Raw genomic sequence first — 25,449 nt, 5'->3', positions numbered from 1 at the left:
GTCTTATAAGTGGGTGACCCGCGGGTGGTAGCCTTCCGCCCTTGGTGAAAACCACCTGGAACAGCAGATAACGAGACGAGACCCACGATGCCAGACCCGATCCGATTTTATTACCGTGGGGCCGTCCAGGAAGTGCGCGATGTGCTGCCTTCCCAGACCATCCTGCAGCACCTGCGGGAAGACCTGCACTGCACCGGCACCAAGGAAGGCTGTGCCGAAGGCGATTGCGGCGCCTGCACGGTGGTGATCGGCTCGCTCGAAGACGGCAAGCTCGAACTCAAGGCCGTCAATTCCTGCATCCAGTTCACGCCCACGCTCGACGGCAAGGCGCTGTTTACCGTGGAAGATCTGCAACAACAGGACGGCAGCCTGCATCCGGTGCAGCAGGCACTGGTCGAATGCCATGGTTCGCAATGCGGTTTCTGCACGCCGGGTTTCGCCATGTCGCTGTGGGGCATGTACCTGAAACAGGAAGGCCGCCAGCCTTCGCGCTGCCAGATCGACGACGCCCTGTCGGGCAACCTGTGCCGCTGCACCGGCTACCGCCCGATCATCGACGCTGCCCGCCGCATGGTCGAGCTGCCGCCCGCATCCTTCGATCGTGCCGCGCTGGCCGAGCGCTTGAAGGTCCTGCAACGTGCGCACGGCTTCACGTATGAGGCCAAAGGCGGGCGTTTCCACGCACCGCGCACCCTCGACGAGCTGGTGCGGCTGCGGGCCGAACACCCGGCCGCGCTGCTGCTGGCCGGGTCGACCGACGTGGGCCTGTGGGTCACCAAGCAGATGCGCGAGCTGAACGAGATCATCTATCTCGGCCAGGTCGAGGCGCTCAAGCTTGTGAACGAAGCGGATGGGATGCTGGAGATCGGCGCCGGCGTCACCCTGAACGATGCCTATGCCGCCGTCTGCCGCCACTATCCCGACGAGCTGGGCGAGATGTGGCAGCGTTTTGCCTCGCTCCCGATCCGCAATGCCGGCACCCTGGGCGGCAACGTCGCGAACGGCTCGCCGATCGGCGATTCGATGCCCTGGCTGATCGCGCTCGGCGCCCAGGTGGTGCTGCGCGGCGCCGCGGGCGAACGCGTGCTGGCACTGGAAGATTTCTATCTCGGCTACCAGCAGAAAGACCTGCGCGCCGATGAATTCGTGCAGGCGCTGCGGATCCCGCTGCCACGTGCCGGCATGCAGTTCCGCACCTATAAACTGGCCAAGCGCTTCGACCAGGATATCTCGGCCGTCTGCGCCGCGTTTGCGGTAACGCTTGACGGCCACACCGTGACGGAAGCGCGCATCGCCTTCGGCGGCATGGCGGCCACGCCCAGGCGCGCGGCAAGCGCCGAGGCAGCGCTGGTCGGCCAGCCATGGACGGAAGACGCCATGCGCGCCGCCATGCGCGCGATGGCGCAGGATTACGCGCCGCTGAGCGACATGCGGGCGTCGAGCAACTACCGCATGCAGGCCGCGCAGAATCTGCTGCGCCGCTTCTGGCTGGAGACGCGGGTGGATAACCCGCTGCCCGCCACCGCCGTCAATGCGTTCGCCGCCGGCACCGAGGGAGAATCGAGATGAATGACGCAGGCACCCCAAACCTTGGCACGGCGCAGTGGAACGAAGTCGGCCGCGCGCGCCCGCATGAGTCAGCCGTGCTGCACGTGCTCGGCCAGGCCACCTATACCGACGACATCCCTGAAATCGCCGGCACGCTGCATGCCGCGCTGGGCTTGTCAAACCGCGCGCATGCACGCATCACCGCCATCGATCTGGAGCAGGTAGCAGCCAGCCGCGGCGTGGTGGCCGTGCTGCTTGCCCAGGACATCCCGGGCACCAACGACTGCGGCCCGATCATCCACGACGACCCGATCCTGGCCGATGGACTGGTGCAGTACCTTGGCCAGCCGGTGTTCATCGTGGTGGCCGACAGCCACGACAACGCACGCCGTGCGGCCAAACTGGCCAAGGTCGATTACGAAGACCTGCCGGCCATCCTGACCCCGCAGGCAGCGCGCGCCGCCGCGTCTTACGTGCTGCCGCCGATGCGCCTGGCGCGCGGCGACGCGGAGAATGCCTTTGCCCGCGCGCCTTGCCGCGCCAAGGGCGAACTGTACGTCGGCGGCCAGGAACAGTTTTATTTGGAAGGCCAGATCGCCTATGCGATCCCCGGCGAAGACCGCGGCATGCACGTCTATTGCTCGACCCAGCACCCGAGCGAGATGCAGCACGTGGTCGCGCACGCGCTCGGCCTGCATTCGCACCACGTGGTGGTCGAATGCCGCCGCATGGGCGGGGGCTTCGGCGGCAAGGAATCGCAGTCGGCGCTCTGGGCCAGCGCGGCCGCCATCGCTGCCGCGCGCCTGCGCCGCCCGGTCAAGCTGCGCGCCGACCGCGACGACGACATGCTGGTCACCGGCAAGCGCCACTGCTTCCATTACGAATACGAAGTCGGCTACGACCGCGAAGGGCGCATCGTCGCGGCCAAGGTCGACATGGTCACCCGCGCCGGCTATTCGGCCGATTTGTCCGGCCCGGTGGCGACGCGCGCCGTCTGCCACTTCGACAATACCTACTACCTGTCCGACGTCGAGATCCGCGCCGCCTGCGGCAAGACCAATACACAGTCGAACACCGCCTTCCGCGGCTTCGGCGGTCCGCAGGGCGCAATCGCCATCGAATACGTCATCGACGAGATCGCGCGCAACCTGGGGCGCGACCCGCTCGACATCCGGCGCCTGAATTTCTATGGCCGCCTTGAGCGCAACGTCACGCCCTACGGCCAGACGATCGTCGACAACGTCATCCACGAACTGGTGGCCGAGCTGGAAGAGACCAGCGATTACCGCGCCCGGCGCGTGGCAATTTCGGAATACAACCGTACCAGTCCAGTGCTGAAAAAAGGCCTGGCGATCACGCCGGTCAAATTCGGCATCGCCTTCAACGTCACCCACCTGAACCAGGCCGGGGCGCTGGTGCACGTCTATGTGGATGGCTCGATCCTGGTCAACCATGGCGGCACCGAGATGGGGCAGGGGATCAACACCAAGGTGATGCAGGTGGTCGCACATGAACTGGGCGTGGACCTGGAGCGGGTGCGCGCCACCGCCACCAATACCAGCAAGGTCGCCAATACCTCGGCCACCGCGGCATCGACCGGCGCGGACCTGAACGGCAAGGCCGCGCAGGACGCCGCCCGCAAGATCCGCGACCGCCTGGCCGCCTTCGCCGCCGCGCAATTCGGCGGCGAGGCATCCGAGGTGCAGTTCGCGGCCGACACGGTGTTTGTGGCCGGCCGCGAGGTCCCGTTCAGCGAACTGGTGGCCAAGGCCTACCTGGCGCGGGTGCAGCTGTGGTCCGACGGCTTCTATGCCACGCCGGGCCTGCACTGGGACCCGAAGACCATGAACGGCCACCCGTTCTCCTATTACGCCTACGGCGCGGCGGTATCCGAAGTGGTGGTCGACACGCTCACCGGCGAATGGAAGCTGCTGCGTGCCGACGCGCTCTACGACGCCGGTAATTCTCTGAACCCGGCCATCGACATCGGCCAGGTCGAAGGCGCCTTCATCCAGGGCATGGGCTGGCTCACGACCGAAGAGTTGTGGTGGAACCCGGCGGGCAAGCTCATGACGCACGCACCGTCGACCTACAAGATCCCCGGCATCTCGGACTGCCCGGAAGACTTCCGCGTGCGCCTGTTCAAGAACCGCAACGCCGAGGACAGCATCCACCGTTCCAAGGCCGTGGGCGAGCCGCCGTTGCTGCTGCCATTCTCGGTGTTCTTCGCGATCCGCGACGCCATCTCCGCCGTGGGCGGGCACAAGGTGAATCCGCCGCTGAACGCGCCGGCGACCTGCGAGGAAATCCTCAAGGCGGTGGCGGCTGTCGAGGCAGCACAGGACGCGTGATGGAAGACTGGCTGACAAGCACACTGGGTGCGCCGGCAGTGCTGGTGACGGTCGCCCGCGTCGAAGGCTCGGTGCCGCGCGAGCCGGGGGCACGCATGCTGGTGGAGGCCGAGTGCTTCCGTGGCACCATCGGTGGCGGGCACCTGGAGCACCGGGCGCTGGAGATTGCGCGCGGCATGCTGCTCACCGGCGGGGAGGCGCATATCGAGCGGTTTCCGCTGGGGCCGAGCCTGGGGCAGTGTTGCGGCGGGATTGCTTACCTGGCCTTCGAGATGGCCGATGCCGAGCAGCTGGCGCTGCTCGACAAGCGCCGCAATGAAGACACCTGGCGCGTGGTTTTCGTAGGGTGGGCGGCTTCGCCGCCCGCGCGTTCAACCCACGCTCGCACACCCGATCCCACTGCGACTGAGCCACAGCTGGTTGAACGCGCGGGCGGGAGACCCGCCCACCCTACGGGATTGTTCGACGGCAGCGGGCGCCAGCTCGCCGGAGGTGAGGTTCCAGAATTCGACCGGGGGCAGGGCACGCACCTGTTCGAAGCCGGCGACGGCGGCCGCTGGCTCATCGACGCCGTCCTCGCCCCCCGCGCCCACCTGATGCTGTTCGGCGCCGGCCACGTCGGCGCCGCCATCGTGCGTGCGCTGGCCGAGCTGCCTTGCCGCGTCACCTGGGTCGACGAGCGCGACGACCTGTTCCCGGCCGCGATCCCGGCCAACGTGACGGTGGAAGCGACCGACACGCCCGAGGCGCTTGTTGAAAACGCCCCACAAGGCACCAGCTTCCTGGTCATGACACACAGCCATGCCCTTGACCTGCGCCTGTCCCACGCGATATTGTCCCGGCCTCTCGTGGCCCGCCCCGGCCCCTTATCTACCTACGGCTGGTTCGGCCTGATCGGCTCCGATACCAAGCGCCGCCAGTTCGAGCACCGCCTGCGCGAACGCGGCGTCGATGCCGGACGCCTCGACGCCATGGTCTGCCCGGTCGGCTTGAGCGGCATCGAGGGCAAGGCCCCGGCCGTGATCGCGGCCTCCGTGGCGGCCCAGCTGCTCACCGTATGGGAAGCAGCCGCCCGCCAACCTGACGTTTCTTCGGAAGTAAATTGATGTCCACCGCAACCCCCAACGTGCAAGCCTACCGTGCGAGCTTGCTGCATTTTCACGCCGACCCGGCCTTCCACGCCGACGCCCATGCCTGGCATGAGGATGGCCTGCTAATCGTCGAAGACGGCCGCGTCAAGGCGGCCGGCGACTATGCGAAGCTCGCCTGCACGCTGCCCGACGGCGTCACCCCGGCCGATTACCGCGGCTGCCTGATCTCGCCGGGCTTCATCGACACCCACCTGCATTTCCCGCAGACCGACATGATCGCCTCCCCAAGCCCCGGCCTGCTGCCCTGGCTGGAGACCTATACCTTCCCGACCGAACGCCGTTTCGGCGAGACGGAGCATGCGCGCGACACCGCCGAATTCTTCCTGGATGAGCTGCTGCGCTGCGGGACCACGACCGCGGTCGTCTACTGCACCGTGCACCGGGAGTCGGTCGACACCTTCTTCGAGGCCAGCGAAGCGCGCAACCTGCGCATGGTGGCCGGCAAGGTGCTGATGGACCGCCACTGCCCGGACTTCCTGCGCGACGTCGAGGGCGGCGTGGGCGACAGCGCGGACCTGATCGAGAAATGGCACAAGCGTGGCCGCGCGCTGTATGCGATCACGCCGCGCTTTGCGCCGACGTCCACCGACGCCCAGCTGCGCGCCACGGGCGAACTGGCGGCAGCCTACCCGGATACCTTCATCCAGACCCACGTCTCGGAAAACCAGGACGAATGCAAATGGGTGGGCGAGCTGCACCCGCAGGCGCGCAGCTACCTGGACGTGTACGAACGCTTCGGCCTGATGCGCCCGCGCGCGCTGTTCGGCCACTGCATCTGGCTCGACGACGAAGACTTCGCGCGCATGACGGCCACCGGGGCGGCGGCGGCGGTCTGCCCGACCTCGAATCTGTTCCTCGGCAGCGGCCTGTTCGACTTCGACCGCGCCGACCGCGCGCGTACCCAGCTCTCGCTCGGCACTGACGTCGGCGCCGGCACCTCGTTCTCGATGCTGCAGACGATGAACGAAGCCTACAAGGTGGCGCGTCTGAAGGGCAGCTACCTGCCGGCGCTGCGTATGTTCTACCTGGCCACCCTGGGCGCCGCGCGCGCCATGGACCTGGAAGGCACGATCGGCAGCTTCGCGCCGGGCGCCGAAGCCGATTTCATCGTGCTCGACCCGGCCTCGACCCCGCTGCTGGCGCGCAGGACAAAGCAGCTGGAGTCGCTGGAGGAGCTGGTGTTTGCGCTGGCGCTGCTGGGGGATGACCGCGCGGTCAAGGCGACGTATTCGGCGGGGGCGTTGGTTCATACCCGCGCCGCGTGATTTGCCGAAACCCGTAGGGTGGGCAGGTTTCCTGCCCGCGCGTTCAAATCACGGTAAAGCTGCCCGCGCGGCTATTCTTCCGCTGGTTGAACGCGTGGGCAAGGAACTTGCCCACCCTACGATGCGCGACAACGCCTCCATCGCCGAATCCGGCGACTACCCACGCGGGCACCTCCATTGGCCATATTGCCAACCCCAACTCAACCGTATAGAGTTGCGCGGTCACCGCGAGCCCTGGCCCGCGCTTTACAGCTCAAGTAACCGCACCAGAAAGTCACCACCCATGTACATCAAACTGACCGGCGGCGCCATGCTCGCCCTGGCCTTCGCTGGCGCCCCGCAGGCGCTGGCCAAGGGACCCGCGAACACCGCCAACGAAGCCGCCACCGCGCGTCATTACGCGAGCCTGGTCGCGGGCGAGCCGAAGACGGCCGAGCTGACCCTGTTCTTCACCCAGATGCCCAAGGGCGGCGACCTGCACCACCATTATTCGGGTTCGGTCTATGCCGAGCAGTACGTCGACTTCCTCGACAAGCAGGGTTATTGCCTCAACAAGCAGACCTACCGCATCGAAACGAAGAAAGAGGTCATCGACGCCGAGCGCGCCAAACCGGCGGAGCAGCGCAACTGCCTGTCCACGGCCGAAGTCCATGCCGACGACTTCACCTACCGCGAGCTGCTGCAGCGCTGGTCGAACAAGGATTTCAATAACCACGGCGCGATGCAGCCGCCGCCGGACCGCCTGTTCTTCCAGACCTTCGGCTTCTTCGGACCGGTGTCGAACGCGAACTTCCGCGAAGGCCTGCAGGAGCTGAAGAAACGCGCGATCGAAGAAAACGTCGGCTATATCGAGACCATGTTCAAGATGTCTCCTTTTGTGGTCAACAAGGACTTCGACCTGCTTGCCTGGCAGAACGCCAACGACGACAAGGCCTTCGACGCACAGATGGGCGCCTGGCTGGCCGTGCTGGAGCAGGACGAGGCTTTCGGCAAGTCGACCGAAGACTTCGTGACCAAAATCCACGAGTCGGCCGAAGGCATCGACGACGAGCGCTTCACCATGCGCTACCAGACCTATGTGCTGCGCCTGCTGAACCCGTCGCAGGTGTTCTCGTCGATGGTCTCCGGCTTCAAGGCCGCGAAGATGAGCGACAAGATCGTCGGCGTCAACATCGTGGGCCAGGAAAGCACGATGGTCTCGATGCGCGACTATTCGCTGCACATGAAGATGTTCCGCTTCCTGAAAGCGCGCTACCCGGATGTGAAGGTGGCGATGCATGCCGGCGAGCTGGCGCTGGGCGACGTGCCGCCGGAAGGCCTGAAGTTCCACATCGACCAGGCCCTGGTGATTGCCGGCGCCGACCGCATCGGCCACGGCATCGACCTGGCGCACGAGTCGAACGCACCGGCCATCATGGCGAAGATGCGCAAGGACGACATCCCGGTCGAGATCAACCTGACCTCGAACAGCTTCATCAACGGCATCGAAGGGGCGAACCACCCGGTCACCCTGTACCGCAAATACGGCGTGCCCTACGTGATCTCGACCGACGACGCCGGCGTCACCCGCCATACGCTGTCGAACGAATACGTGCTGTTCGCGAGCCGCTACAAGCCGGGGTATGCGGAGATGAAGAAGGCCTCGTATAACAGCATCCGCTATGCCTTCCTTCCAGTGGCAGAAAAACAACGTCTGACCCGCCAGCTCGATGCGCGTTTTGCGGCGTTCGAGGCCAGGATCGCCGGACTTGTAAAGACGCAGGCTGGTGTCAAATAGCTGTCATAAAGGGCGGCCCGGCACCGTGCCGGTCCGCCTGGCAGTTACCCCGAATTGGTAACTGTTTGATCAGAACACAGCGACGCCACATTTTCTGTGGTCTTCTCGCTACACATTCCTTCCTGTCCTGCTCACTTCCACGAAATTTATATCAAAAAAGTTTCGGCTAGGAACGCCCTCCGTATAATTCCGCTTTGTGTTTTTGCTCCGGGCAGGCCTCGATCTGTTGTGCAAGATCAAGGTGCTGGACTGTATTTATACTGGGAAAGTATAAATAACCTAGCCAAAACGAATTTGCCGGAATGTTAACGGTGAGGCACATTGGACGTTGATGTCCAGAAATCCTGAACACCTTATCACCAACGCCGCCGTGTAATTTTGTTGTCATATTGGCAGGTTAAGATTGCCGCCGCCAGTCGGCAGGCTCGCCGGCGCACCATGCAGCAATAATGATTGCAATACTGTAAGAGATGGGCAACCGTCGGCTGCCCGTTATAACTATTAAGTTCCTTTTGGGGTTATCAATGATCACTCAACAACAGATCCGGCTCACCAAGCTCGCGCTGGCTTTGTCGGTTGCCTTGGCTGCCGCGCCAGTCTTCGCACAGAACACCACCTCCGCCATCGGCGGTCGTATCTCGGCTGCGGACGGCAAGCCTGCGGCCGGCGCCCAGGTGCAGATTGTTCACGCTGAGTCCGGTTCTGTCAGCAACGTCGTCACCGACGCGGAAGGCCGTTACGTTGCACGCGGCCTGCGCGTGGGCGGTCCTTACACGATCGTCATCACCAAGGATGGCGTCACCGAGCGCCGCGAGAACGTGTTCATCGAGCTGGCCGAAACCGCCGCCGTCGACGCGACCCTGGGCCAGCAGATGCAGACCGTGACCGTGACCGGTTCGGCTGCCCGCTCGGAGATCTTCTCGAACAACGCAATGGGTTCGGTCACCAGCATCTCGCGTGCCGACCTGGAAACCCAGGCATCGATCAACCGCAACCTGCAGGACTTCGCGCGTATCGACCCGCGCATCTCGCAGACCGACAAGGACCGCGGCGAAATGTCCGTGGCCGGCCAGAACTCGCGCTACAACTCGATGACCATCGACGGCGTGGCCATCAACGACACTTTCGGCCTGGAAGCCAACGGCAGCCCGACCGCCCGCCAGCCGATCTCGATGGAAGCCATCGCCTCGGTGCAGGTCAACGTCGCCAACTACGACGTGACCCAGCGCGGCTACACCGGCGCCAACATCAACGCCGTCACCAAATCGGGTACCAACCAGTACCACGGCGGCGCCTACTACGTGACTCGCGACGACCGCCTGGTCGGCAAGCGCTACAACCGCTCGACCGACGCCTATGTCGACGCGCCTGACTTCAAGGACAACACCAAGGGCCTGTGGGTCAGCGGCCCGCTGGTCCAGGACAAGCTGTTCTTCTTCGCCCTGGCCGAAAACTACGAAAGCAGCCGCAGCGCCCCTGAATTCGGCGCCATCGGCTCCGGCGCCGGCACCACCGTCGGCATCAGCCCGAACCAGATCGCACGCCTGACCGACATCGCCAAGAACCGCTACAACTTCGACCTCGGCAGCACCGGCGTCCCGGCCGGCACCAAGATGAAGGTCGAAGAGCGCATGGTCAAGTTCGACTGGAACATCAGCGACGATCATCGCGCCAGCCTGCGCTACTCGAAGACCTCCCAGAACGAGCCGATCTTCCCAGGCTTCTCGCAGAGCGGCGTGGCGCTGAGCTCGCAGTTCTACAACCAGGACAAGACCATCGAAACCCTGGTCGGCCAGGTGTTCTCGGACTGGACCCAGAACTTCTCGACCGAGTTCAAGGTCTCGCAGCGCGACTATGATTCGGTCCCGGTCAACAACGCGACCCTGCCGACCATGTCGTTCTCGTTCACCGGCGCGCTGCCATCGGATGCCCCAAGCGGCACCCGCACCGGCACCCGCTTCCTGAACAGCGGTACCGAGAGCAGCCGCCACAACAACGTGCTGGGCACCAAGACCCTCGACATCTATGCCGGCGCCAACTACCTGTGGGGCGACCACGAGTTCAAGGTCGGTGCGGACTACACCTCGAACGAGGTCTACAACGCCTTCCTGCAGAACGTGTACGGCAACTACACCTTCCAGTGCGATAACAACTTCACCTACGCCAACGTGCCTGGCGCATCGGCTGCCGGCGCGGTCAACTGCGCTACCGCGACCTCGGCCCAGATCGATGCTGCGATCTACGAGAACTTCTCGCGCGGCCGTCCGTCGTCGTACACCGTGCAGCTGCCGGTCGCCGGCGGTTCGCTGAGCAACGCGATTGCCCAGTTCACCATGAAGAACACCGGTTTCTTCCTGCAGGATAACTGGTCGGTTAACAAGAACCTGACCGTCAGCGCGGGCGTGCGCGTCGACCTGACCAATGTCGACAACAACCCGCTGCGCAACGCGGCCGTGGCCCAGCCGACCGTCGCCGGCAATGCCGCGACCTTCCTGCGCCAGACCGGTGGCTACAGCCTCGACAACACCCGTACCTTCGACGGCAACAAGCTGTGGCAGCCGCGCGTCGGCTTCAACTACAAGTTCGACTCGGCACGTCCGATGCAGCTGCGCGGTGGCGCCGGCCTGTTCCAGGGCGCCGCGGCGACCGTGTGGATGTCGAACCCGTTCTCGAACCCGGGCGCGGCAACCCGCAGCATCACCTGCTCGGGTTCGGGTGCAACCCGCTGCCCGAACACCGACGGCCTGTTCACCCCGGACGTGAACGCCCAGCGTACCGTCACCGGCTCGACCCCTGCAGCCAACGTCGACATCCTGTCGCCGGACCTGAAGCAGCCGTCGATCTGGAAAGCCAACCTGGCATTCGAGCATGAGCTGCCATGGAACGGCCTGGTCTTCGGCGCCGAGCTGCTGGCAACCCAGAACAAGGACGCGATCTTCTACCAGCACCTGAACCTGGGCGCACCGACCCGCACCGGTACCGATGGCCGCGCGCTGTACTACAACGCCAACGGCCTGAACGCCAGCTGCTACACCTTCACCAACAACGCGGCGGGTACGGCGACCGGTTGCCAGAACACCGCCAAGGCGCTGTCGAACCTGAGCTACGACCGCGTGCTGGTGGCCCAGCGTACCGACAAGGGCGATGCCCAGGTCGTGACCCTGTCCGTGACGAGCCCGACCCGCAAGGGCTTCGGCTGGTCGGTGGCTTACTCGCACACCAACGCGACCGAAGTCTCGCCGCTGACCTCGTCGACCTCGAACTCGAGCTGGTCGGGCCGCTCGGTCTTCAACCCGAACGAAGAAGTTGCCGCCAACTCGTCGTACCTGGTGAAAGACCGTATCAACGCCCGTCTGTCGTGGGAGAACCGCTTCTTCGGCAACTACCGCACCCGCCTCGGCGTCTTCTATGAAGGCCGTGAGGGCAAGCCGTACAGCTGGACCATCAACAACGACCTGAACGGCGATGGCCTGGCAGGCAATGACTTGATGTACATCCCGTCGGGCGTCGGTTCGGGCGAAGTCGTGTTCTTCGGCGACACCGCGACCAACAAGGCCAACGAGACCAAGTTCTGGGACATCGTCGAGTCGAACAAGGCCCTGCGCAATGCAAAGGGTGGCGTCGTGGAGCGTAACAGCGCCTTCTCGCCATGGACCAACAGCTTCGACGTGAAGATCACCCAGGAAATCCCTGGCTTCATGGCCAAGCACAAGGCCAGCTTCTCGCTCGACATCCTGAACTTCGGCAACCTGCTGAACAAGAAGTGGGGCCGTATCGAAGAAGTGGGCTTCCAGTCCGCCGGCGCGCAGGCACGCAGCTTCGTCGACTACGTCGGCCTGAATGCTGCTGGCAAGTACGTCTACGCAGTGCGTAACAACGTGGAAGACCTCGACGTTCGCCAGGCCAAAGGCGAATCGCAGTGGGCCATCCAGGCAACCGTCAAGTACGAATTCTAAGCACCGGATTCGTAGCATGATGTGAAGAACGGCCAGTGGCGACACTGGCCGTTTTTTTATGGGTGCAGGGGGCGTTTTTCGCGCCTGTAAAGATGGCCGGCCCCTGCTGGCCCATGCAATAATGCCGAGGGCCGCAGCCGGCCTCCCGTCCCTGATCGAGAATAGTCCATGACCGTTTCCCTTCGTGCCCCGGCACGCCTTTCCCGCGCCGCGCTGGCGCTCGCAGTATCCCTGGCCTTCGCTGGCTGCGCCGCCACCTCCAGCCGCGAGCCGGTGACCATCAACATCGTCGCCATCAACGATTTCCACGGCAACCTCGAGCCGAGCCGCTACACGCCGACCGGCGCCGACGGCGCCAAGACCTCGGCGATCCGCGCCGGCGGCGCCGAAGCCGTGGCCGCGGCGCTGCAGGCCTGGCGCAAGGAAGACAAGGACCTGCTGTTCGTCTCCGCCGGCGACCTGGTGGGCGCCAGCCCGGCGATGTCTTCGCTGTGGGCCGACGAGCCGACCATCGAAGCCATGAATATGATGGGACTGCGCGCGAGCGCGGTCGGCAACCACGAATTCGATGCCGGCCGCAAGGAACTGCTGCGCCAGCAGAACGGCGGCTGCGACTCGGTACGCCCGACCAAGGCCTGCCAGATGGGACCGAACTACGGCGGGGCGAAGTTCACCTACCTGGCCGCCAACGTGGTCGACAGCGCCACCGGCCAGCCCTTCATCCCGGGTTTCAAGATCGAGACCGTGAAAGGCGTGAAGGTCGGCCTGGTCGGCGTCGTGCTGCAGGACACCCGGTCGGTCGTCATGGCCTCGGGTATCGCCGGCCTGAAATTCGGCGACGAAGCCGAGGCAATCAACCGCGCCATTCCTGCCATGCGCGCGCAGGGCGCCGACGTCATCGTCGCGCTGGTGCACGAAGGCGGCACCACCAAGGACAACCCGATGAGCCCGGGTTGCACCAACCTGAAAGGCCCGCTGGTCGACCTCGTCAAAAAGCTCGACCCGGCGGTCCGCCTGGTCATTTCCGGCCACTCGCACCAGGGCTATTTGTGCCAGGTCGAGGGCCGCACCGTGACCCAGGCCGGCTCCTACGGCCACCTGGCGACCCGTATCGCCATGAAGGTCGATGCCGCGACCGACACCGTTACCGACCTGCAGGTACAGAACGTGGTGCTCAAACCCGGCGACTTCCCGGCCGACCCGAAGATGGCGGCATTCATCGCCTCGCTCAAGGAGCGCAGCCGCGCGGCCCTGACGCGCCCGGTGGCGCGCCTGGCGGCGGCGCCGGTGCTGCGCAAGAAGAACGATGCCGGCGAATCGGTGCTGGGCAGCACGATTGCCGATGCGGTGCTGGCCGCTACGCGCAACCTCGGCGTCCAGGTCGGCTTCATGAACGAGGGCGGCATCCGCAAGGACCTGGAAGCCGGCGAGAACAACGTCGCAGCCTTTGGCCAGACCCAGGCTGTGCTCCCGTTCGGCAATACCCTGGTGGTGATGGACCTGAGCGGCGCCCAGATCCGCAGCCTGCTCGAGCAGCAGTGGGCGCGCCCGGAATCGTCGTCGCCATCGATCCTGCAGGTCTCGAACGGTTTCAGCTACCAGTGGGACGAGAAGCGTCCGGTTGGCAGCCGTGTGGTCCCGGGCAGCATCCGCATTAACGGCGCGCCGCTGGAAGATGGCAAGAGGTACCGCATCGTGGCCAACAACTTCTTGGCCGAAGGCGGCGACAACTTCCCCGAATTCGCCAAGGGCACGAACCGCCTGGAAACCGGCATGCTCGACCTCGACGCGTTCACCGAATTCTTGCGCGCCAGCGAAGGGCAGGGTGCCTCGCTGGCGCCGGCCGCGCCGCGCATTGTGAAGATCAAGTAAGCAGAACTGTCCAACGAGGAAAGACCATGAAGAAACTAGCAGTCGTACTCGCGCTGACGGGCGCATTCGCATCCTTCGACGCCATGGCCTGGGGCCGCGACGGCCACAAGGCGATCGGCGCCATCGCCGACAAGCTGCTCAAGGGCACCAAGGCGCAGAAAGAAATTGCCCTGCTGCTCAAGCCGGGTGAGTCGCTCGAACTGGTCGCCAACTGGGCCGATTGCGTCAAGGGCACCTATTGCGGCGAGCAGACCGCTGAGATGGTCGAGTACGTCCACGGCAACCCGCAGCACGACAAATACCACTACACCAACGTGCCGTTCCAGCAGGACCACTACGATGACCACGGCGTGGGCCGCACCGGCGTCGACATCGTCCAGACGCTGCGCCAGTGCATCGCGGTCCTGCAGGGCAAGACCGACCCGGAACTGAACCCGCACAAGTTCACCAGGCGCCAGGCGCTGATCCTGATCGCCCACTTTGCCGGCGACATCCACCAGCCGCTGCACGTGGGCGCAGCCTATGTCGGCAAGGACAGCAAGTTCGTGGTGCCGGCCAACCAGGCCGACGTCAACGAAGTGGCGATCTTCGATTCGCGCGGCAGCAACAACCTGCTGCTGGACGATGCCAGGATCACCTCGCTGGCCGATGGGCTGATCGGCCCCGGAGAGCCAATGCCGGTGCGCGAAGGCGTTCCGAAGGCCCTGACCAAGCCTTTCCACTCGTACTGGGACAGCACCACGGTCGACTATGCCTTCCGCCGTATCCAGACCAAGACGGCTGACCAGTTCGCCACCAAGGTCATCGGCGGCAACATGAACATCCCGAAGATCGAAGGCGACCCGATCGTCGTGCCGTATGCCTGGGCCAACCATTCGCTGTTCGTGGCCAAGCAGGCGTTTGACGGGGTCGTGCCGGGCAAGCTGGTTCCGCAAACCAGCAAGAAGGGCGAGACCTATTACACCTTCGCGCTGGAAGTGCCGGCCAACTACCCGGTGCCAAGCTCCGAGATCGCCAAGCAGCAATTGATCAAGGGCGGGTATAACCTGGCGGCGTTGTTGCAGGCGATCTGGCCGGAGAAGGGTTGATAGCGTTACGAGTGGCTTCGTGCCGCTGGCGTAGTTATCACTCCCGGCTTCAGCCGCTTGCCCACGCGTTCAACCATCGGTAGCACGGACGCAATGCGGTTATCCCGCGCTAACTATCGCCGCGTGGGCGGAGAACCCGCCCACGCTACGGTTCTCACCACTTGACCGGCATGGGCCCACAGCCGGGATGACGTTTATGGGCACGCAGTTGATTTGACCGCCGTCAGTATTCGGCGTCCGCGGCGCGTCTTATCCCCGGTCTTGGATAGAATCCGGCTCATCCCGATTCCTCTCCAGCCCACCATGACCAGCCTCCTCAACGCCGCCTGCTGCGCCGCCTGCCTCCTCGTCTCCACCGCCGCCACTGCCCAGTCCGACCCCGAACGCGGCCTGCCGCTCTGGGAAATCGGCCTTGGCGCCGCCGGCATCTCCACCCCCGCCTATCCCGGCGCCGACGACCGTGAAACACGGCTGCTGGTGTTTCCCAACGTCGTCTACCGCGGCCAGGTCCTGCGGGCCGACCGCTCCGGCATCGCGGCGCGGCTGTTCCGCAGCGACCGGGTCGAACTCGACGTCGGCTTCGCCGGTGCGCTGCCCTCGGACTCCGACGACGTCGACGAGCGCGACGGCATGCCCGACCTGGGGCCGCTGCTGGAGTTCGGGCCGCGCTTGAAGCTGAAGCTGGCGGATCTGGGCGGCAACCGCAGCCTGCGCGCCGAACTGCCGCTGCGTGCCGTCATCGAGGCGCGGGGCGGCCTGCACAACCGGGGTTATACCTTCGAGCCGCGCCTGGCCTATGAACTGGCCGGCGAGCGCGGCCTGTGGTCGCTGGAAGGGAATCTGTCGGTCGTGCTGGGCGACAGCAAGATCAACCGGCATTTCTATGAAGTGGCGCCGCAGTTCGCGACAGCATCGCGACCCGCGTACGCGGCGGATGCGGGCCTGCTCCTGACGCGCCTGGGGCTGTTCGGCACGCGCCGCCTGAACGACGACCTGCGCGTGTTCGGCTACCTGCGCTACGAGAGTTACAAGGGGGCGGCGAACCGGGACAGTCCGCTGCATGTGAAAGACAGCGGGGTGTCAGGGGGAGTGGGGGTGCTGTGGACCTTCAAGCGCTCTAGCGCGCGGGCCAGGGGCGGGGAGACCCTGGATCCGGCCCTGTAAAAAACAAAGGGGACAATGCCGCCGGCATTGTCCCCTCGATTCGTCACAGGGCGCTTAGCGCGATTTGACGAACGGACGTCCCAGCGCTTTCGGCGCCACCGACTTGGCCATCAGGCCTGCCAGCACGATCACGGTCAGCACGTACGGGATCATCTGGATCAGCGAACCAGGGATGCGGCCGACCACCGGCAGGTCCACGCCTTCGATCTGGATCTGGACCGCGCCGAAGAAGCCGAACATCAGGCAGCCCAGCACCGTGTGCAGCGGACGCCAGTTACCGAACACCATGGCCGTCAGCGCCAGGTAGCCGGCGCCGGCCGACATGTCGCGCAGGAAGAAGCCGCTCTGGACGATCGACAGGTAGGCGCCCGAGAACGAGCACAGCACGCCGGCGATCAGCATGGCCGTGTAGCGGGTCTGCTGTACCGACACGCCGGCCGCGTCGGCCGCATGCGGGTTCTCGCCGCAGGCGCGCAGGCGCAGGCCGAAGCGGCTGTGGTAGAGCAGCCAGTGCACCAGCGGCAGCAGCAGGAAGGCGAGGTAGACCAGCACCGAGTGGCCGCCGATCACGTGGCCATAGAACCAGCCGATGAAGGGGATGTCGGCCACGGCGGCAGTGCCGGGCAGGATCACGTCGGTCAGGCGCGCCGCGCCCAGCTCCGGCGTGCGTCCACCCTGCTGGAAGAAGTACTGGGCGACCACGAAGGTCAGGCCGCTCATCGCGATATTGATCGCCATGCCGGCGACCAGCTGGTTGCCGCGCTGGGTGATCGACACGAAGGCCTGTACCATCGCGAGCACGCTCGATGCCAGGATGCCGGCGGCGATGCCGAGCCACGGGTCCTGGTAGGAGTAGGCGACGCCGGCCGACACAAAGGCCGAGGCGAGGATCTTGCCCTCGAGGCCGAGGTCGATCACGCCGCTGCGTTCGGCGAACAGGCCGGCCATCGCCGCGAAGATCAGGACCGGTGCATTGCGGATCGTGGAGACGACGATACTGGCGAACTGGAAGTCTTCCATGGCTTAACCTTTACGTGTTGCGTTGATCAGTTTCAGAACCACCGGCGCGTACAAATTCTCCATCGCGCCGCAGAACAGGATGATCAAACCCTGGATGAAAATGAAGGTCTCCTGCGGGATGTTCGGTTTTTCCAGCGACAGGTCGAAGCCGCCCTGGATCAGGGCGCCGAACAGCACCGAGGACAGGAAGATGCCGACCGGGTGCTGGCGGCCCATCAGGGCGATCGCGATGCCGATGAAGCCGGCGCCGGCCGGGAAGTTCAGGCTCAGGTAGTGGGTCGAGCCGAGGATCGAGTTCACCGCGGCCAGGCCGGCCAGGGCGCCCGAGATCAGCATCGCAACGATGATCATGCGGCTGATGCGCACGCCCGCGTAGTGGGCCGCGTGCTGGTTCAGGCCCGTAGCCTGCAGCTTGTAGCCCCAGGCCGAACGGGAGATCACGACGCCGTAGATCGCCAGCGCGGCGATCGCCATGAAGAAACCGATGTTCAGCGGGGTGTCGCCCAGCGCCGGGAACCATTCGCCCAGGCGCGGCATCCACGCGGCTTCGGTGAACACGCGGCTGGCCGGGTTCTGGTCGCCCTCGGGAATCAGCTTCAGGATCAGGTAGTTCATCAGGCTGGCGGCGATGAAATTGAACATGATGGTGGTGACCACCACGTGGCTGCCGCGCTTGGCCTGCAGGTAGCCGGGCAGGAAGGCCCAGCCGGCGCCGAACAGGGCGCTGGCCAGCATCGCCAGCGGGATCAGGAGCCAGGGCGAGAGCGTGGCATCAAAAGCGAGCATCGCCAGGGTCAGACCCAGGCCGCCAAGGTACATCTGGCCTTCGGCGCCGATGTTGAACAGGCCAGCCTTCATCGCCACCGAGACCGCCAGGCCAGTGAACACGAAGGTCGAGGCGTAGAACAGCGTATAGCTCAGGCCTTCCGGATTGACGATGGCGCTGTTGAACAGGATCTGCAGCGATTCGACCGGGCTCTCGCCCAGCAGGTGGATGACGAGCGCCGACACCAGCAGCGCCGACAGCAGGTTCAGGAGGGGCAGGGCGATGCCTGTCGCCCAGCGTGGGAGTTCAGTGGTTTTCATGAAGGTTCGTCTTTTACTACGACTTGTGCATCCCGCCCATCAGCAGGCCGATGCGGGTGGTGTCGAATTCGTCGATGTTCAATTCGCCGGTGACGCGCCCACTTGATACGACCACGATGCGATCGGCCAGGGCGCGCACTTCTTCCAGCTCGGTCGAGACCAGCAGGATCGCCACGCCTTCGTCGCGCAGGCGCAGCAACTGGGTGTGGATGCTTTCGATGGTGCCGATGTCGACGCCGCGGGTCGGCTGCCCGACCAGCATCAGTTTTGGCGCGGCAGAGACTTCGCGCGCGATCACGACCTTCTGCTGGTTACCGCCCGAGAGCAGGCCGATGCGCAGGTCCGGGTTCTTTGGACGCACGTCGAAGGCTTCCAGCAGGTGGGCGCAGCGCTTGGCGATGGCGTCGAAGTCGAACAGGCCCAGCTTGTTCTTGACGCGGTCCTGGTAGCCGAACACGGTGTTCTGCATCACCGAGAAATCCTTGATGACGCCGTCGCGCAGGCGGTCTTCCGGCACGTGGCCGATGCCCAGCTCGCGGAATTCGGCCGGCAGGCCGTCGGCATTCGAACGGCGCGCGTAGGGCAGTTCCTTGCCGAGGAATTCGACCTTGCCCGAAGTCGGCAGGCGCATGCCCGACAGGATTTCCATCAGTTCGCTCTGGCCGTTGCCCGACACGCCGGCAATCGCGACGATTTCGCCGGCGCGCACGGTGAGGTCGATGTCGGCCAGCAGCCTGACTTTGTGTTTGTCTTCGAGCTGGAGGTTCGATACCTGCAGCACCGGCGCGCCCGGGTTGTACGGCTTGCGCGGAAGGTTGCCTTCGATCGGGCGGCCGACCATCATGTTGGCCAGCTGCTCCTTCGAGGTCTCGCTCGTGGATACGGCGCCGACCACGCGGCCGGCGCGCATCACCGTCACCTGGTCGGTGATCTCCATGATCTCGCCCAGCTTGTGGGTGATCAGGATGATGGTCTTGCCCTGTTCCTTGAACAGTCTCAGGATCTCGAACAGCGAGGCGGTTTCCTGGGCGGTGAGCACGGCGGTCGGCTCGTCCAGGATCAGGATATTGGCGCTGCGGTAGATCTGCTTGAGGATCTCGACGCGCTGCTGGGCGCCCACCGACAAATCGTGGATGGTGGCGAGCGGGTCGACGTCGAGGCGGTATTTGGCGCAGATTTCGCGCAGCGCGCTTTCCGTTTCGGCGCGCTTGGCAGCCAGCTTGAACCCGCCCTCGGTGCCGAGCATGACGTTGTCGAGCACGGTCATGTTCTCGACCAGCATGAAGTGCTGGTGGACCATGCCGATGCCCAGCGCAATCGCCTCATGCGAGGTGCGGATGGTGCGTTCCTGGCCGTCGATCAAGAGCTGGCCGCTGTCGGCATTGTAGTAGCCGTACAGGATGCTCATGAGGGTGGACTTGCCCGCGCCATTCTCGCCGATCACACCGTGGATCGAGCCCTTGGCGATCGGGAAGCTGACGTCAGCGTTCGCCTGCACAGCCCCGAAGGCCTTGCTGATGTTGCGAAATTCTACGGCTGGCTGCATTGCGATCAGTAGTAAGGTAGAGTTAGTGCGCATTAAAAACATGCGCAATAAATGCTGTGTGTTTCATTCAAAAGCGCGCCGGGCCGGATCACCGGCGCGGCGCGCTTTTTCATGGAGATGAGTAGATCAGACCGGGCAGCTGCTCGCGGCGCGGTAGTCGATGACCTTGGTCTTGCCATTGATGATGTCCGAGCGCACGCCCATGACGCGCTTCTCGATTTCCGGCGTGACGACCTTGCGGTTGTCCTTGTCCAGCACCCAGTCCACGCCGCCTTCTTTCAGGCCCTTGTGGGTGACGCCTGCTTTCCAGGTGCCGTTCTTCTGTGCCATGAAGGAATCGTAGACGGCGATGTCCACGCGCTTGACCATCGAGGTCAGCATGGTGCCCGGATGCAGGTAGTTCTGGTTCGAGTCGACGCCGATCGCCAGCTTGCCTTTTTCCTTGGCCATCTGCAGCGTGCCCATGCCGCTGCCGCCGGCAACCGCGAACACCACGTCGACGCCGCGGTCGAACTGCGCGCGTGCCAGTTCGCCGCCCTTGGCAGGGTCGTTCCAGGCGGCGGCAGTGGTGCCGACCATGTTCTGGACGATTTCGGCTTTCGGCACCTGTGCTTTTGCGCCTTGTGCGTAACCGCAGGCGAAGGCGCGGATCAAGGGGATGTCCATGCCGCCGACGAAACCGAGCTTCTTCGACTTCGAGGCCATGGCGGCGGCGACGCCGACCAGGTAGGAGCCTTCCTGTTCCTTGAACATCACCGAATTGATGTTGTTACCCGGCGCGATGCTGTCGATCAGCACGAAGCGCACGTTCGGGAATTCCTTGGCGACCTTGGCGACCGCCTGGGTCTGCGAGAAGCCGATGGCGGCGATCAGGTCGAGCTTCTTGCGGGCGAGGCCGCGCATGACCTGTTCGGCCTGGGTGTCGCTGCTGGCTTGCGCTTCGAAGACCTTGATGCCGGTTTCCTTGGAAAAGCGCTGCAGGCCCTCGAAGGCCGACTGGTTGAACGATTTGTCGAACTTGCCGCCTGCATCGTAGACCATGCCGAGCTTGGGTGCGGCCGGTGCTGCTGCCGCGCTGCCTGCGACGCACAGCGCCGCGATGGTCATGGTGAATTGCTTGAGTTTCATGAATGAGGCTCCTGGAATTTCGATATTGTACCCGGCACAACGGTAAGCTTGGAACGGGCTGCGCACGCTGCATCGTCAACAGCCAACCGGCCGACCATGCGAAACGCATTGTGTCAGCCATGTACAGCATGAGGGGTTACGATTTGTATCGCGGCCTAGCTTCCCTCGACAGTGCCTGAAACATGTAGCCTAGTTGCAACATCACAGTTGCAGAACGTGGCCACGGCATGGCCCAGGCCCGGAGTGGAAGCGCCGCAGCGCCGCGCCGCGCATCAGGCAATATCCGACCCTGCGCAGCTTATGTCAAATATGCATCAATCGGCATATTGATGACAAATACGATTTTACTTGGCAATTTATTCCAAGGAAATATAACTGCTGACAATTTTCAGCAATTATTTTGCAATGGCGGCGATCTGGTGGATGACGGCAGGGGTGGGTATACCCGGAATTGACGCTTTGAAGGACGGTTCGACGGCGGCGACAGCCGTAGCCATGGGGTCGGTTCCGTCTTCGACAGGCTTGGGGCCGACTTCGATGCCGACTTCGGCCACGGTGGCCGGGTTGGCGACAGGCGGCAACTGGGGTGTGCCGGCCGGCTGCGCAAAGCGGCGCGTCAGGAAGCTGGCGATCAGCGCCTGGGTCGCCTCCAGGTAGGGGATGTTCATGTGGTCCGAGGCCGGCACCGTGTCGTCGCCGACCAGGGTGGCGAGCTTCCCGACCAGCTGGTCGGTATGCGAATGCGGCACCACGTCATCTACCGCCGCGCGCAGCACATAAGTGGGCGCCTTCAGCGACGGTGCGTGCTTGATCGACTCGAAACGGTGGCGCAGCATGTATTCGATCGGCATGACGCGGAAGCGCCGCTTGGCGATGGCGAGGATGGAATCGTAGGGCGTGATCAGCACCACCGAGTTGGCCGGGCGTTCCTTGGCCACCTGCACCGCGACACCCGAACCCAGGCTGCGGCCGACCACGGCAATGCGCGCCGCGTCGACCTGGCCGAGGGCGGCCAGCCAGTCGAACAGGGTGCAGCCGTCTTCGATCATGTGCAGTTCGTCGGGGGCGCCATGGGACTGGCCGTAGCCGCGGTAGTTCATGGCCAGCACGGTCATGCCGGGGAAGAGCTTGCCGGCGTCGCGCGCGACCCAGGAGACTTCTTCGGAGCGCCCACCAAAATACATGACGGCGGGACGCGGGCCCTGGACCAGCGGGGTGAGCAGCCAGCCGCACAGGCGGGTGCCATCCTTGGCGCGCAGGACGATGGGGCGGGTACGGTGCCCGGTGCTGCGCGGGCTTTCGACTTCCGGAATGATGCAGGGATTGAAGACCAGGCGACGCTGGTTGGCCGCGATTGCGGCCGTCATCGTCAGCCACAAAAAGCTGGCAAATCCGGTGAGCCCCGCTGCCATTTTCTTTGAAGTGTCCATGGAGCCAAGTCTACCCCCGTGACCCGGCTTTGTTCTGTGCGGCACTTCGCTAAGTAAGCAGCGACAAGAATGAGATGTTGAACAGTGGGCTTATTACAACAACAAAGGCTGGGGCAAGCGTCACCAATTATCGTAGGGTGGGCGGATTCCGGCCCACGCGGTGATCGTTATCGGCTCCGCTCTCGTGCCGGATGATCTTGATGCGAACTATCACCGCGCGGCTAGCGAAGCCGGCCACCCTACATTTTCATGCTGACCGAACAGCAGCCGTTCATTGCGGTGCGTGGAGCTTGGACGGACCGGCGGCCACGTATTGTTCGACGTCGACATTGGTGTGGTCGATGCGCACCTTGTCGTCGTCGGTATGGACGCCTGCTTCGGCATGTCCGGCATTGGCGCCCTTGCCGGACACAGTCGTGGCCAGCGTTCCCGCCGCGGCGATGGCTGACAGCACCAGGGCGCCGGTGGTGTGCTGGCGGTTGCTGCGTTTCAGGATCAGGTTGGCGACGCTGGCCAGCATCGCTGCGCCGGTGAGCACCGCGTGCAGCTGGCTCTCGTGTTTGGCCTCGCCCTCCGGCTTCTCTGCCACGTAGTCGGCGACCCCGACCGCGCTCGCGGCCAGGCCGCCGATCACCCCTCCGGCCATGCTGTAATACGAGGCCTTGGCGTAGTCTTCGTCGCCGGTGGCGCTGTGCAGGGCGTCGAGGATGAAACCGAAGGGGATCAGGACGGCCGGCGCGGCCATGAGGATGGTGTGCAGCGGCTGGCCGGCGATGGTGGTCTTTTGCATGGCATTCTCCTGGCAGTGGTTGTGCTGTCCGGCCAGTGTGACATAGGGGGCGCGACGGACACGCACGCTTGGGAAGGCAGCAGCCTGCGCACCGGTTCCAGCTTGCAAGCGCGGTGCGGCCGGTCATCTAGTAGTAATGCTACATCGTCGATTCCACGAAAGCTTGTGCCTGCGCGCCAAACCGCCTTTCGTCGCCGGGATCCTTTGGGCGGTAAAGTTTGCATATTTCTCAACTTTTCTGGTTTCAATTGATGTACATTTACTACAAGGGCGGTGACGCCTGTCTGCGCCATCCGGCGCCTTCAGCTTAGGGGTTCCTTGATGGATTGGGCAATGATGTCGAGAATGACGATGCTGCGCCTGGGCGCCGCGCTGTGCGCCGTGTTGCTGGGAGGGGCCGCTGGCGCCGCCGCTGGCATCGACCGGGTCGAGCCGCCGCACTGGTGGGTCGGCATGAAGAGCGACAAACTACAGCTGATGGTGCACGGCGACGCGATCGCCGGCTTTTCGCCGCGCCTGGCCAGTCCCGGCCTGGCCGGCGTGCGCCTGGCCGGCGTGCGCCGTGTCGCCAACCGTAACTACGTCTTCCTCGATCTTGTCGTCGCGCCGCGCACGCGGCCGGGCAGCGTCGCGATCGAGTTCCGCCGCGGCCTGGAGGTGCGCCGCGTGGATTACCAGCTGCAGGCGCGGGCGCCGGGATCGGCGCGCCGCGCGAGCTTCGGCAATGCCGATGCGATCCTGAACCTGATGCCCGACCGTTTCGCCAATGGCGACCCGGCCAACGACAACCAGCCCGGTTTCCCGGATCCGGCCAACCGCGCCGACATCGACGCCGGCCGCCACGGCGGCGACATCGCCGGCATCGTCGGCAAGCTCGACTACATTGCCGCAATGGGCTATACCGCGATCTGGCCGACCCCGCTCACCGAGAGCCGCCAGGACAAGTACTCCTACCATGGTTATGCCGCCACCGATACCTACCGCATCGATCCGCGCTACGGCAGCAACGAGGACTACCGGCGCATGGTGGCGCTGGCGCGCAGCAAGGGCGTCGGCGTGCTGCAGGACATCGTGCTGAACCATATCGGGTCGAACCATTGGTGGATGAAGGACTTGCCGGCGCCGGACTGGCTGGGCTATGGGAACCGCTTCGTCCCGACCGCGCATGCGCGCACTACGGCCAGCGACCCGTATGCGGCCCAGGCGGACCGGAAGAACTACGTCGAGGGCTGGTTCGGCAGCGACATGCCGGACCTGAACCAGAAACATCCGCTGCTGGCGACCTACCTGATCCAGAACACGCTGTGGTGGGTGGAGTATGCGGGACTGTACGGGATCCGGGTCGACACCTTCGGCTATTCGGACCACGCCTTCCTGAGCGCCTGGAGCGCCCGCGTGCGCGAGGAATTCCCGACCCTGAACATCGTCGGCGAAGAATGGAGCATGAACCCGCTGGTGGTGGCCTACTGGCTGGACGGCAAGCGCAACCCGAACGGCTACCGCACCTCGATGCCGTCGATGATGGACTATCCGCTCAACGACACATTGCGCCGGGCGCTGGTGGCCGAGGATTCGCTACACTCGGGCCTGAGCCACCTGTACGAGCGCCTCAACGACGACATGGCCTACCCGGATGCCAGCAAGCTGGTGGTCTTCGAGGGCAATCACGATATCCCGCGCCTGTACAGCATCCTGGGCGAGGACCTCGACCTCTACAAGATGGCGATCGCCTACCTGCTGACCACGCGCGGCGTGCCGCAGCTGTACTACGGCACCGAACTGCTCATGACCAGCCCGACGGTCCGTGCCGACGGCCCGACGCGCCAGGATTTCCCCGGCGGCTGGCAGGGCGACCGTGTCGATGCGGTGAGCGGCGCCGGCCTGGATGCAAAGCAGAAGCAGGCGCAGGCCTATGTCAGGAAGCTGCTCAACTGGCGCAAGGCCCAGGCCCTGGTCCACAGCGGCAAGCTGATGCACTTCGCGCCCGAGGACGGCACCTATGTGTACTTCCGCTATGCCGGAAGCGGGCAGGGCGCGAAGCGCCTGATGGTGGCAATCAACAAGAACCGCAAGCCGGTGGCGCTCGATACCGCGCGCTTCGCCGAGATCCTGCCGCGCGGCGCCAGCGGCACCGACGTCGCCAGCGGCGAGACCTATGACCTCGCGCGCACCCTCGCCATGCCGGCGCGCTCGGTGCTGGTGCTGGAGGTGGATCGCTAGCGCTGGGATGCGGCCGGCCCAGCGGCACCGGCGCGGCTGCCGGCCTTGCCTGTTGGG

16 protein-coding genes are annotated in these 25,449 nt (G+C 64.7%); 10 read left to right on the top strand and 6 right to left on the bottom strand.

Features of this window, described 5'->3' with window-relative positions; genetic code table 11:
- The first annotated feature begins 87 nt into the window (after positions 1 to 87).
- The 9 genes from xdhA to HGB41_RS20415 all read left to right on the top strand — a co-directional run bounded on the left by xdhA (position 88) and on the right by HGB41_RS20415 (position 16,172).
- On the top strand, positions 88 to 1,569 hold the full coding sequence (xdhA, locus tag HGB41_RS20455; RefSeq protein WP_171087927.1) for a xanthine dehydrogenase small subunit: 1,482 nt from the start codon (positions 88 to 90) through the stop codon (positions 1,567 to 1,569).
- Positions 1,566 to 3,899 (top strand): xanthine dehydrogenase molybdopterin binding subunit, encoded by a 2,334-nt coding sequence (gene xdhB, locus HGB41_RS20450; protein ID WP_171087926.1) that lies wholly within the window; start codon positions 1,566 to 1,568, stop codon positions 3,897 to 3,899. The genes xdhA and xdhB overlap by 4 nt, the downstream gene beginning before the upstream one ends.
- Positions 3,899 to 5,005, top strand: coding sequence for a xanthine dehydrogenase accessory protein XdhC (gene xdhC / locus HGB41_RS20445; RefSeq protein ID WP_171087925.1), 1,107 nt, complete (start codon positions 3,899 to 3,901; stop codon positions 5,003 to 5,005). The genes xdhB and xdhC overlap by 1 nt, the downstream gene beginning before the upstream one ends.
- Complete coding sequence (guaD, locus tag HGB41_RS20440; RefSeq protein ID WP_171087922.1) at positions 5,005 to 6,315, top strand: guanine deaminase; 1,311 nt, start codon at positions 5,005 to 5,007, stop codon at positions 6,313 to 6,315. The genes xdhC and guaD overlap by 1 nt, the downstream gene beginning before the upstream one ends.
- Positions 6,316 to 6,598: 283 nt before the next feature.
- Positions 6,599 to 8,092, top strand: coding sequence for an amidohydrolase family protein (locus HGB41_RS20435; protein WP_171087920.1), 1,494 nt, complete (start codon positions 6,599 to 6,601; stop codon positions 8,090 to 8,092).
- 524 nt (positions 8,093 to 8,616) lie between these two features.
- Positions 8,617 to 12,048 carry a TonB-dependent receptor gene (locus tag HGB41_RS20430; protein WP_171087918.1) on the top strand — a complete coding sequence of 1,144 codons (3,432 nt, stop codon included), beginning with the start codon at positions 8,617 to 8,619 and terminating at the stop codon, positions 12,046 to 12,048.
- Positions 12,049 to 12,216: 168 nt separating this feature from the next.
- Positions 12,217 to 13,920, top strand: a complete 1,704-nt coding sequence (locus tag HGB41_RS20425; protein ID WP_171087916.1) for a bifunctional metallophosphatase/5'-nucleotidase — start codon at positions 12,217 to 12,219, stop codon at positions 13,918 to 13,920.
- 26 nt (positions 13,921 to 13,946) lie between these two features.
- A complete protein-coding gene (locus tag HGB41_RS20420; protein WP_171087914.1) occupies positions 13,947 to 15,008 on the top strand; it encodes a S1/P1 nuclease in 1,062 nt (353 codons plus the stop codon).
- Between the two features lie 303 nt (positions 15,009 to 15,311).
- Positions 15,312 to 16,172: a MipA/OmpV family protein gene (locus HGB41_RS20415; protein WP_171087912.1), complete on the top strand. Its 861-nt coding sequence runs from the start codon at positions 15,312 to 15,314 to the stop codon at positions 16,170 to 16,172.
- A 54-nt stretch (positions 16,173 to 16,226) separates the two neighbouring features.
- Here HGB41_RS20415 and HGB41_RS20410 read toward each other — a convergent pair whose 3' ends face one another.
- The 6 genes from HGB41_RS20410 to HGB41_RS20385 form a co-directional block, all read right to left on the bottom strand.
- Complete coding sequence (locus tag HGB41_RS20410; RefSeq protein WP_171087910.1) at positions 16,227 to 17,192, bottom strand: ABC transporter permease; 966 nt, start codon at positions 17,190 to 17,192, stop codon at positions 16,227 to 16,229.
- A gap of 3 nt (positions 17,193 to 17,195) precedes the next feature.
- Positions 17,196 to 18,278 (bottom strand): ABC transporter permease, encoded by a 1,083-nt coding sequence (locus HGB41_RS20405; RefSeq protein WP_171087908.1) that lies wholly within the window; start codon positions 18,276 to 18,278, stop codon positions 17,196 to 17,198.
- 16 nt (positions 18,279 to 18,294) lie between these two features.
- Complete coding sequence (locus HGB41_RS20400) at positions 18,295 to 19,824, bottom strand: ABC transporter ATP-binding protein (protein ID WP_171087906.1); 1,530 nt, start codon at positions 19,822 to 19,824, stop codon at positions 18,295 to 18,297.
- 126 nt (positions 19,825 to 19,950) lie between these two features.
- Entirely contained in the window at positions 19,951 to 20,952 is a 1,002-nt protein-coding gene (locus tag HGB41_RS20395; protein WP_171087904.1) for a BMP family lipoprotein, read from the bottom strand.
- Positions 20,953 to 21,347: 395 nt separating this feature from the next.
- The gene (locus tag HGB41_RS20390; protein WP_229423143.1) at positions 21,348 to 22,382 is read right to left on the bottom strand and encodes an alpha/beta hydrolase; all 1,035 of its coding nucleotides are present in this window, start codon (positions 22,380 to 22,382) and stop codon (positions 21,348 to 21,350) included.
- A gap of 271 nt (positions 22,383 to 22,653) precedes the next feature.
- Positions 22,654 to 23,172 carry a DUF2231 domain-containing protein gene (locus HGB41_RS20385; protein WP_171087901.1) on the bottom strand — a complete coding sequence of 173 codons (519 nt, stop codon included), beginning with the start codon at positions 23,170 to 23,172 and terminating at the stop codon, positions 22,654 to 22,656.
- A gap of 333 nt (positions 23,173 to 23,505) precedes the next feature.
- Between HGB41_RS20385 and HGB41_RS20380 the strand changes: the two genes are divergently transcribed.
- Positions 23,506 to 25,392 (top strand): glycoside hydrolase family 13 protein, encoded by a 1,887-nt coding sequence (locus tag HGB41_RS20380; protein ID WP_229423142.1) that lies wholly within the window; start codon positions 23,506 to 23,508, stop codon positions 25,390 to 25,392.
- The last annotated feature ends 57 nt before the right edge of the window (positions 25,393 to 25,449 follow it).

Source organism: Telluria aromaticivorans (assembly GCF_013003915.1).
In the GTDB taxonomy this organism is placed as follows: Bacteria; Pseudomonadota; Gammaproteobacteria; order Burkholderiales; family Burkholderiaceae_D; genus Telluria; species Telluria aromaticivorans.
This window is presented reverse-complemented; position numbering and strand designations above follow the sequence as displayed.

Coding starts and splice junctions, on each gene's coding strand:
- xdhA (WP_171087927.1), top strand. CDS start 88: ATGCCAGACCCGATCCGATTTTATTACCGTGGGGCCGTCCAGGAAGTG.
- xdhB (WP_171087926.1), top strand. CDS start 1,566: ATGAATGACGCAGGCACCCCAAACCTTGGCACGGCGCAGTGGAACGAA.
- xdhC (WP_171087925.1), top strand. CDS start 3,899: ATGGAAGACTGGCTGACAAGCACACTGGGTGCGCCGGCAGTGCTGGTG.
- guaD (WP_171087922.1), top strand. CDS start 5,005: ATGTCCACCGCAACCCCCAACGTGCAAGCCTACCGTGCGAGCTTGCTG.
- HGB41_RS20435 (WP_171087920.1), top strand. CDS start 6,599: ATGTACATCAAACTGACCGGCGGCGCCATGCTCGCCCTGGCCTTCGCT.
- HGB41_RS20430 (WP_171087918.1), top strand. CDS start 8,617: ATGATCACTCAACAACAGATCCGGCTCACCAAGCTCGCGCTGGCTTTG.
- HGB41_RS20425 (WP_171087916.1), top strand. CDS start 12,217: ATGACCGTTTCCCTTCGTGCCCCGGCACGCCTTTCCCGCGCCGCGCTG.
- HGB41_RS20420 (WP_171087914.1), top strand. CDS start 13,947: ATGAAGAAACTAGCAGTCGTACTCGCGCTGACGGGCGCATTCGCATCC.
- HGB41_RS20415 (WP_171087912.1), top strand. CDS start 15,312: ATGACCAGCCTCCTCAACGCCGCCTGCTGCGCCGCCTGCCTCCTCGTC.
- HGB41_RS20410 (WP_171087910.1), bottom strand. CDS start 17,192: ATGGAAGACTTCCAGTTCGCCAGTATCGTCGTCTCCACGATCCGCAAT.
- HGB41_RS20405 (WP_171087908.1), bottom strand. CDS start 18,278: ATGAAAACCACTGAACTCCCACGCTGGGCGACAGGCATCGCCCTGCCC.
- HGB41_RS20400 (WP_171087906.1), bottom strand. CDS start 19,824: ATGCAGCCAGCCGTAGAATTTCGCAACATCAGCAAGGCCTTCGGGGCT.
- HGB41_RS20395 (WP_171087904.1), bottom strand. CDS start 20,952: ATGAAACTCAAGCAATTCACCATGACCATCGCGGCGCTGTGCGTCGCA.
- HGB41_RS20390 (WP_229423143.1), bottom strand. CDS start 22,382: ATGGACACTTCAAAGAAAATGGCAGCGGGGCTCACCGGATTTGCCAGC.
- HGB41_RS20385 (WP_171087901.1), bottom strand. CDS start 23,172: ATGCAAAAGACCACCATCGCCGGCCAGCCGCTGCACACCATCCTCATG.
- HGB41_RS20380 (WP_229423142.1), top strand. CDS start 23,506: ATGATGTCGAGAATGACGATGCTGCGCCTGGGCGCCGCGCTGTGCGCC.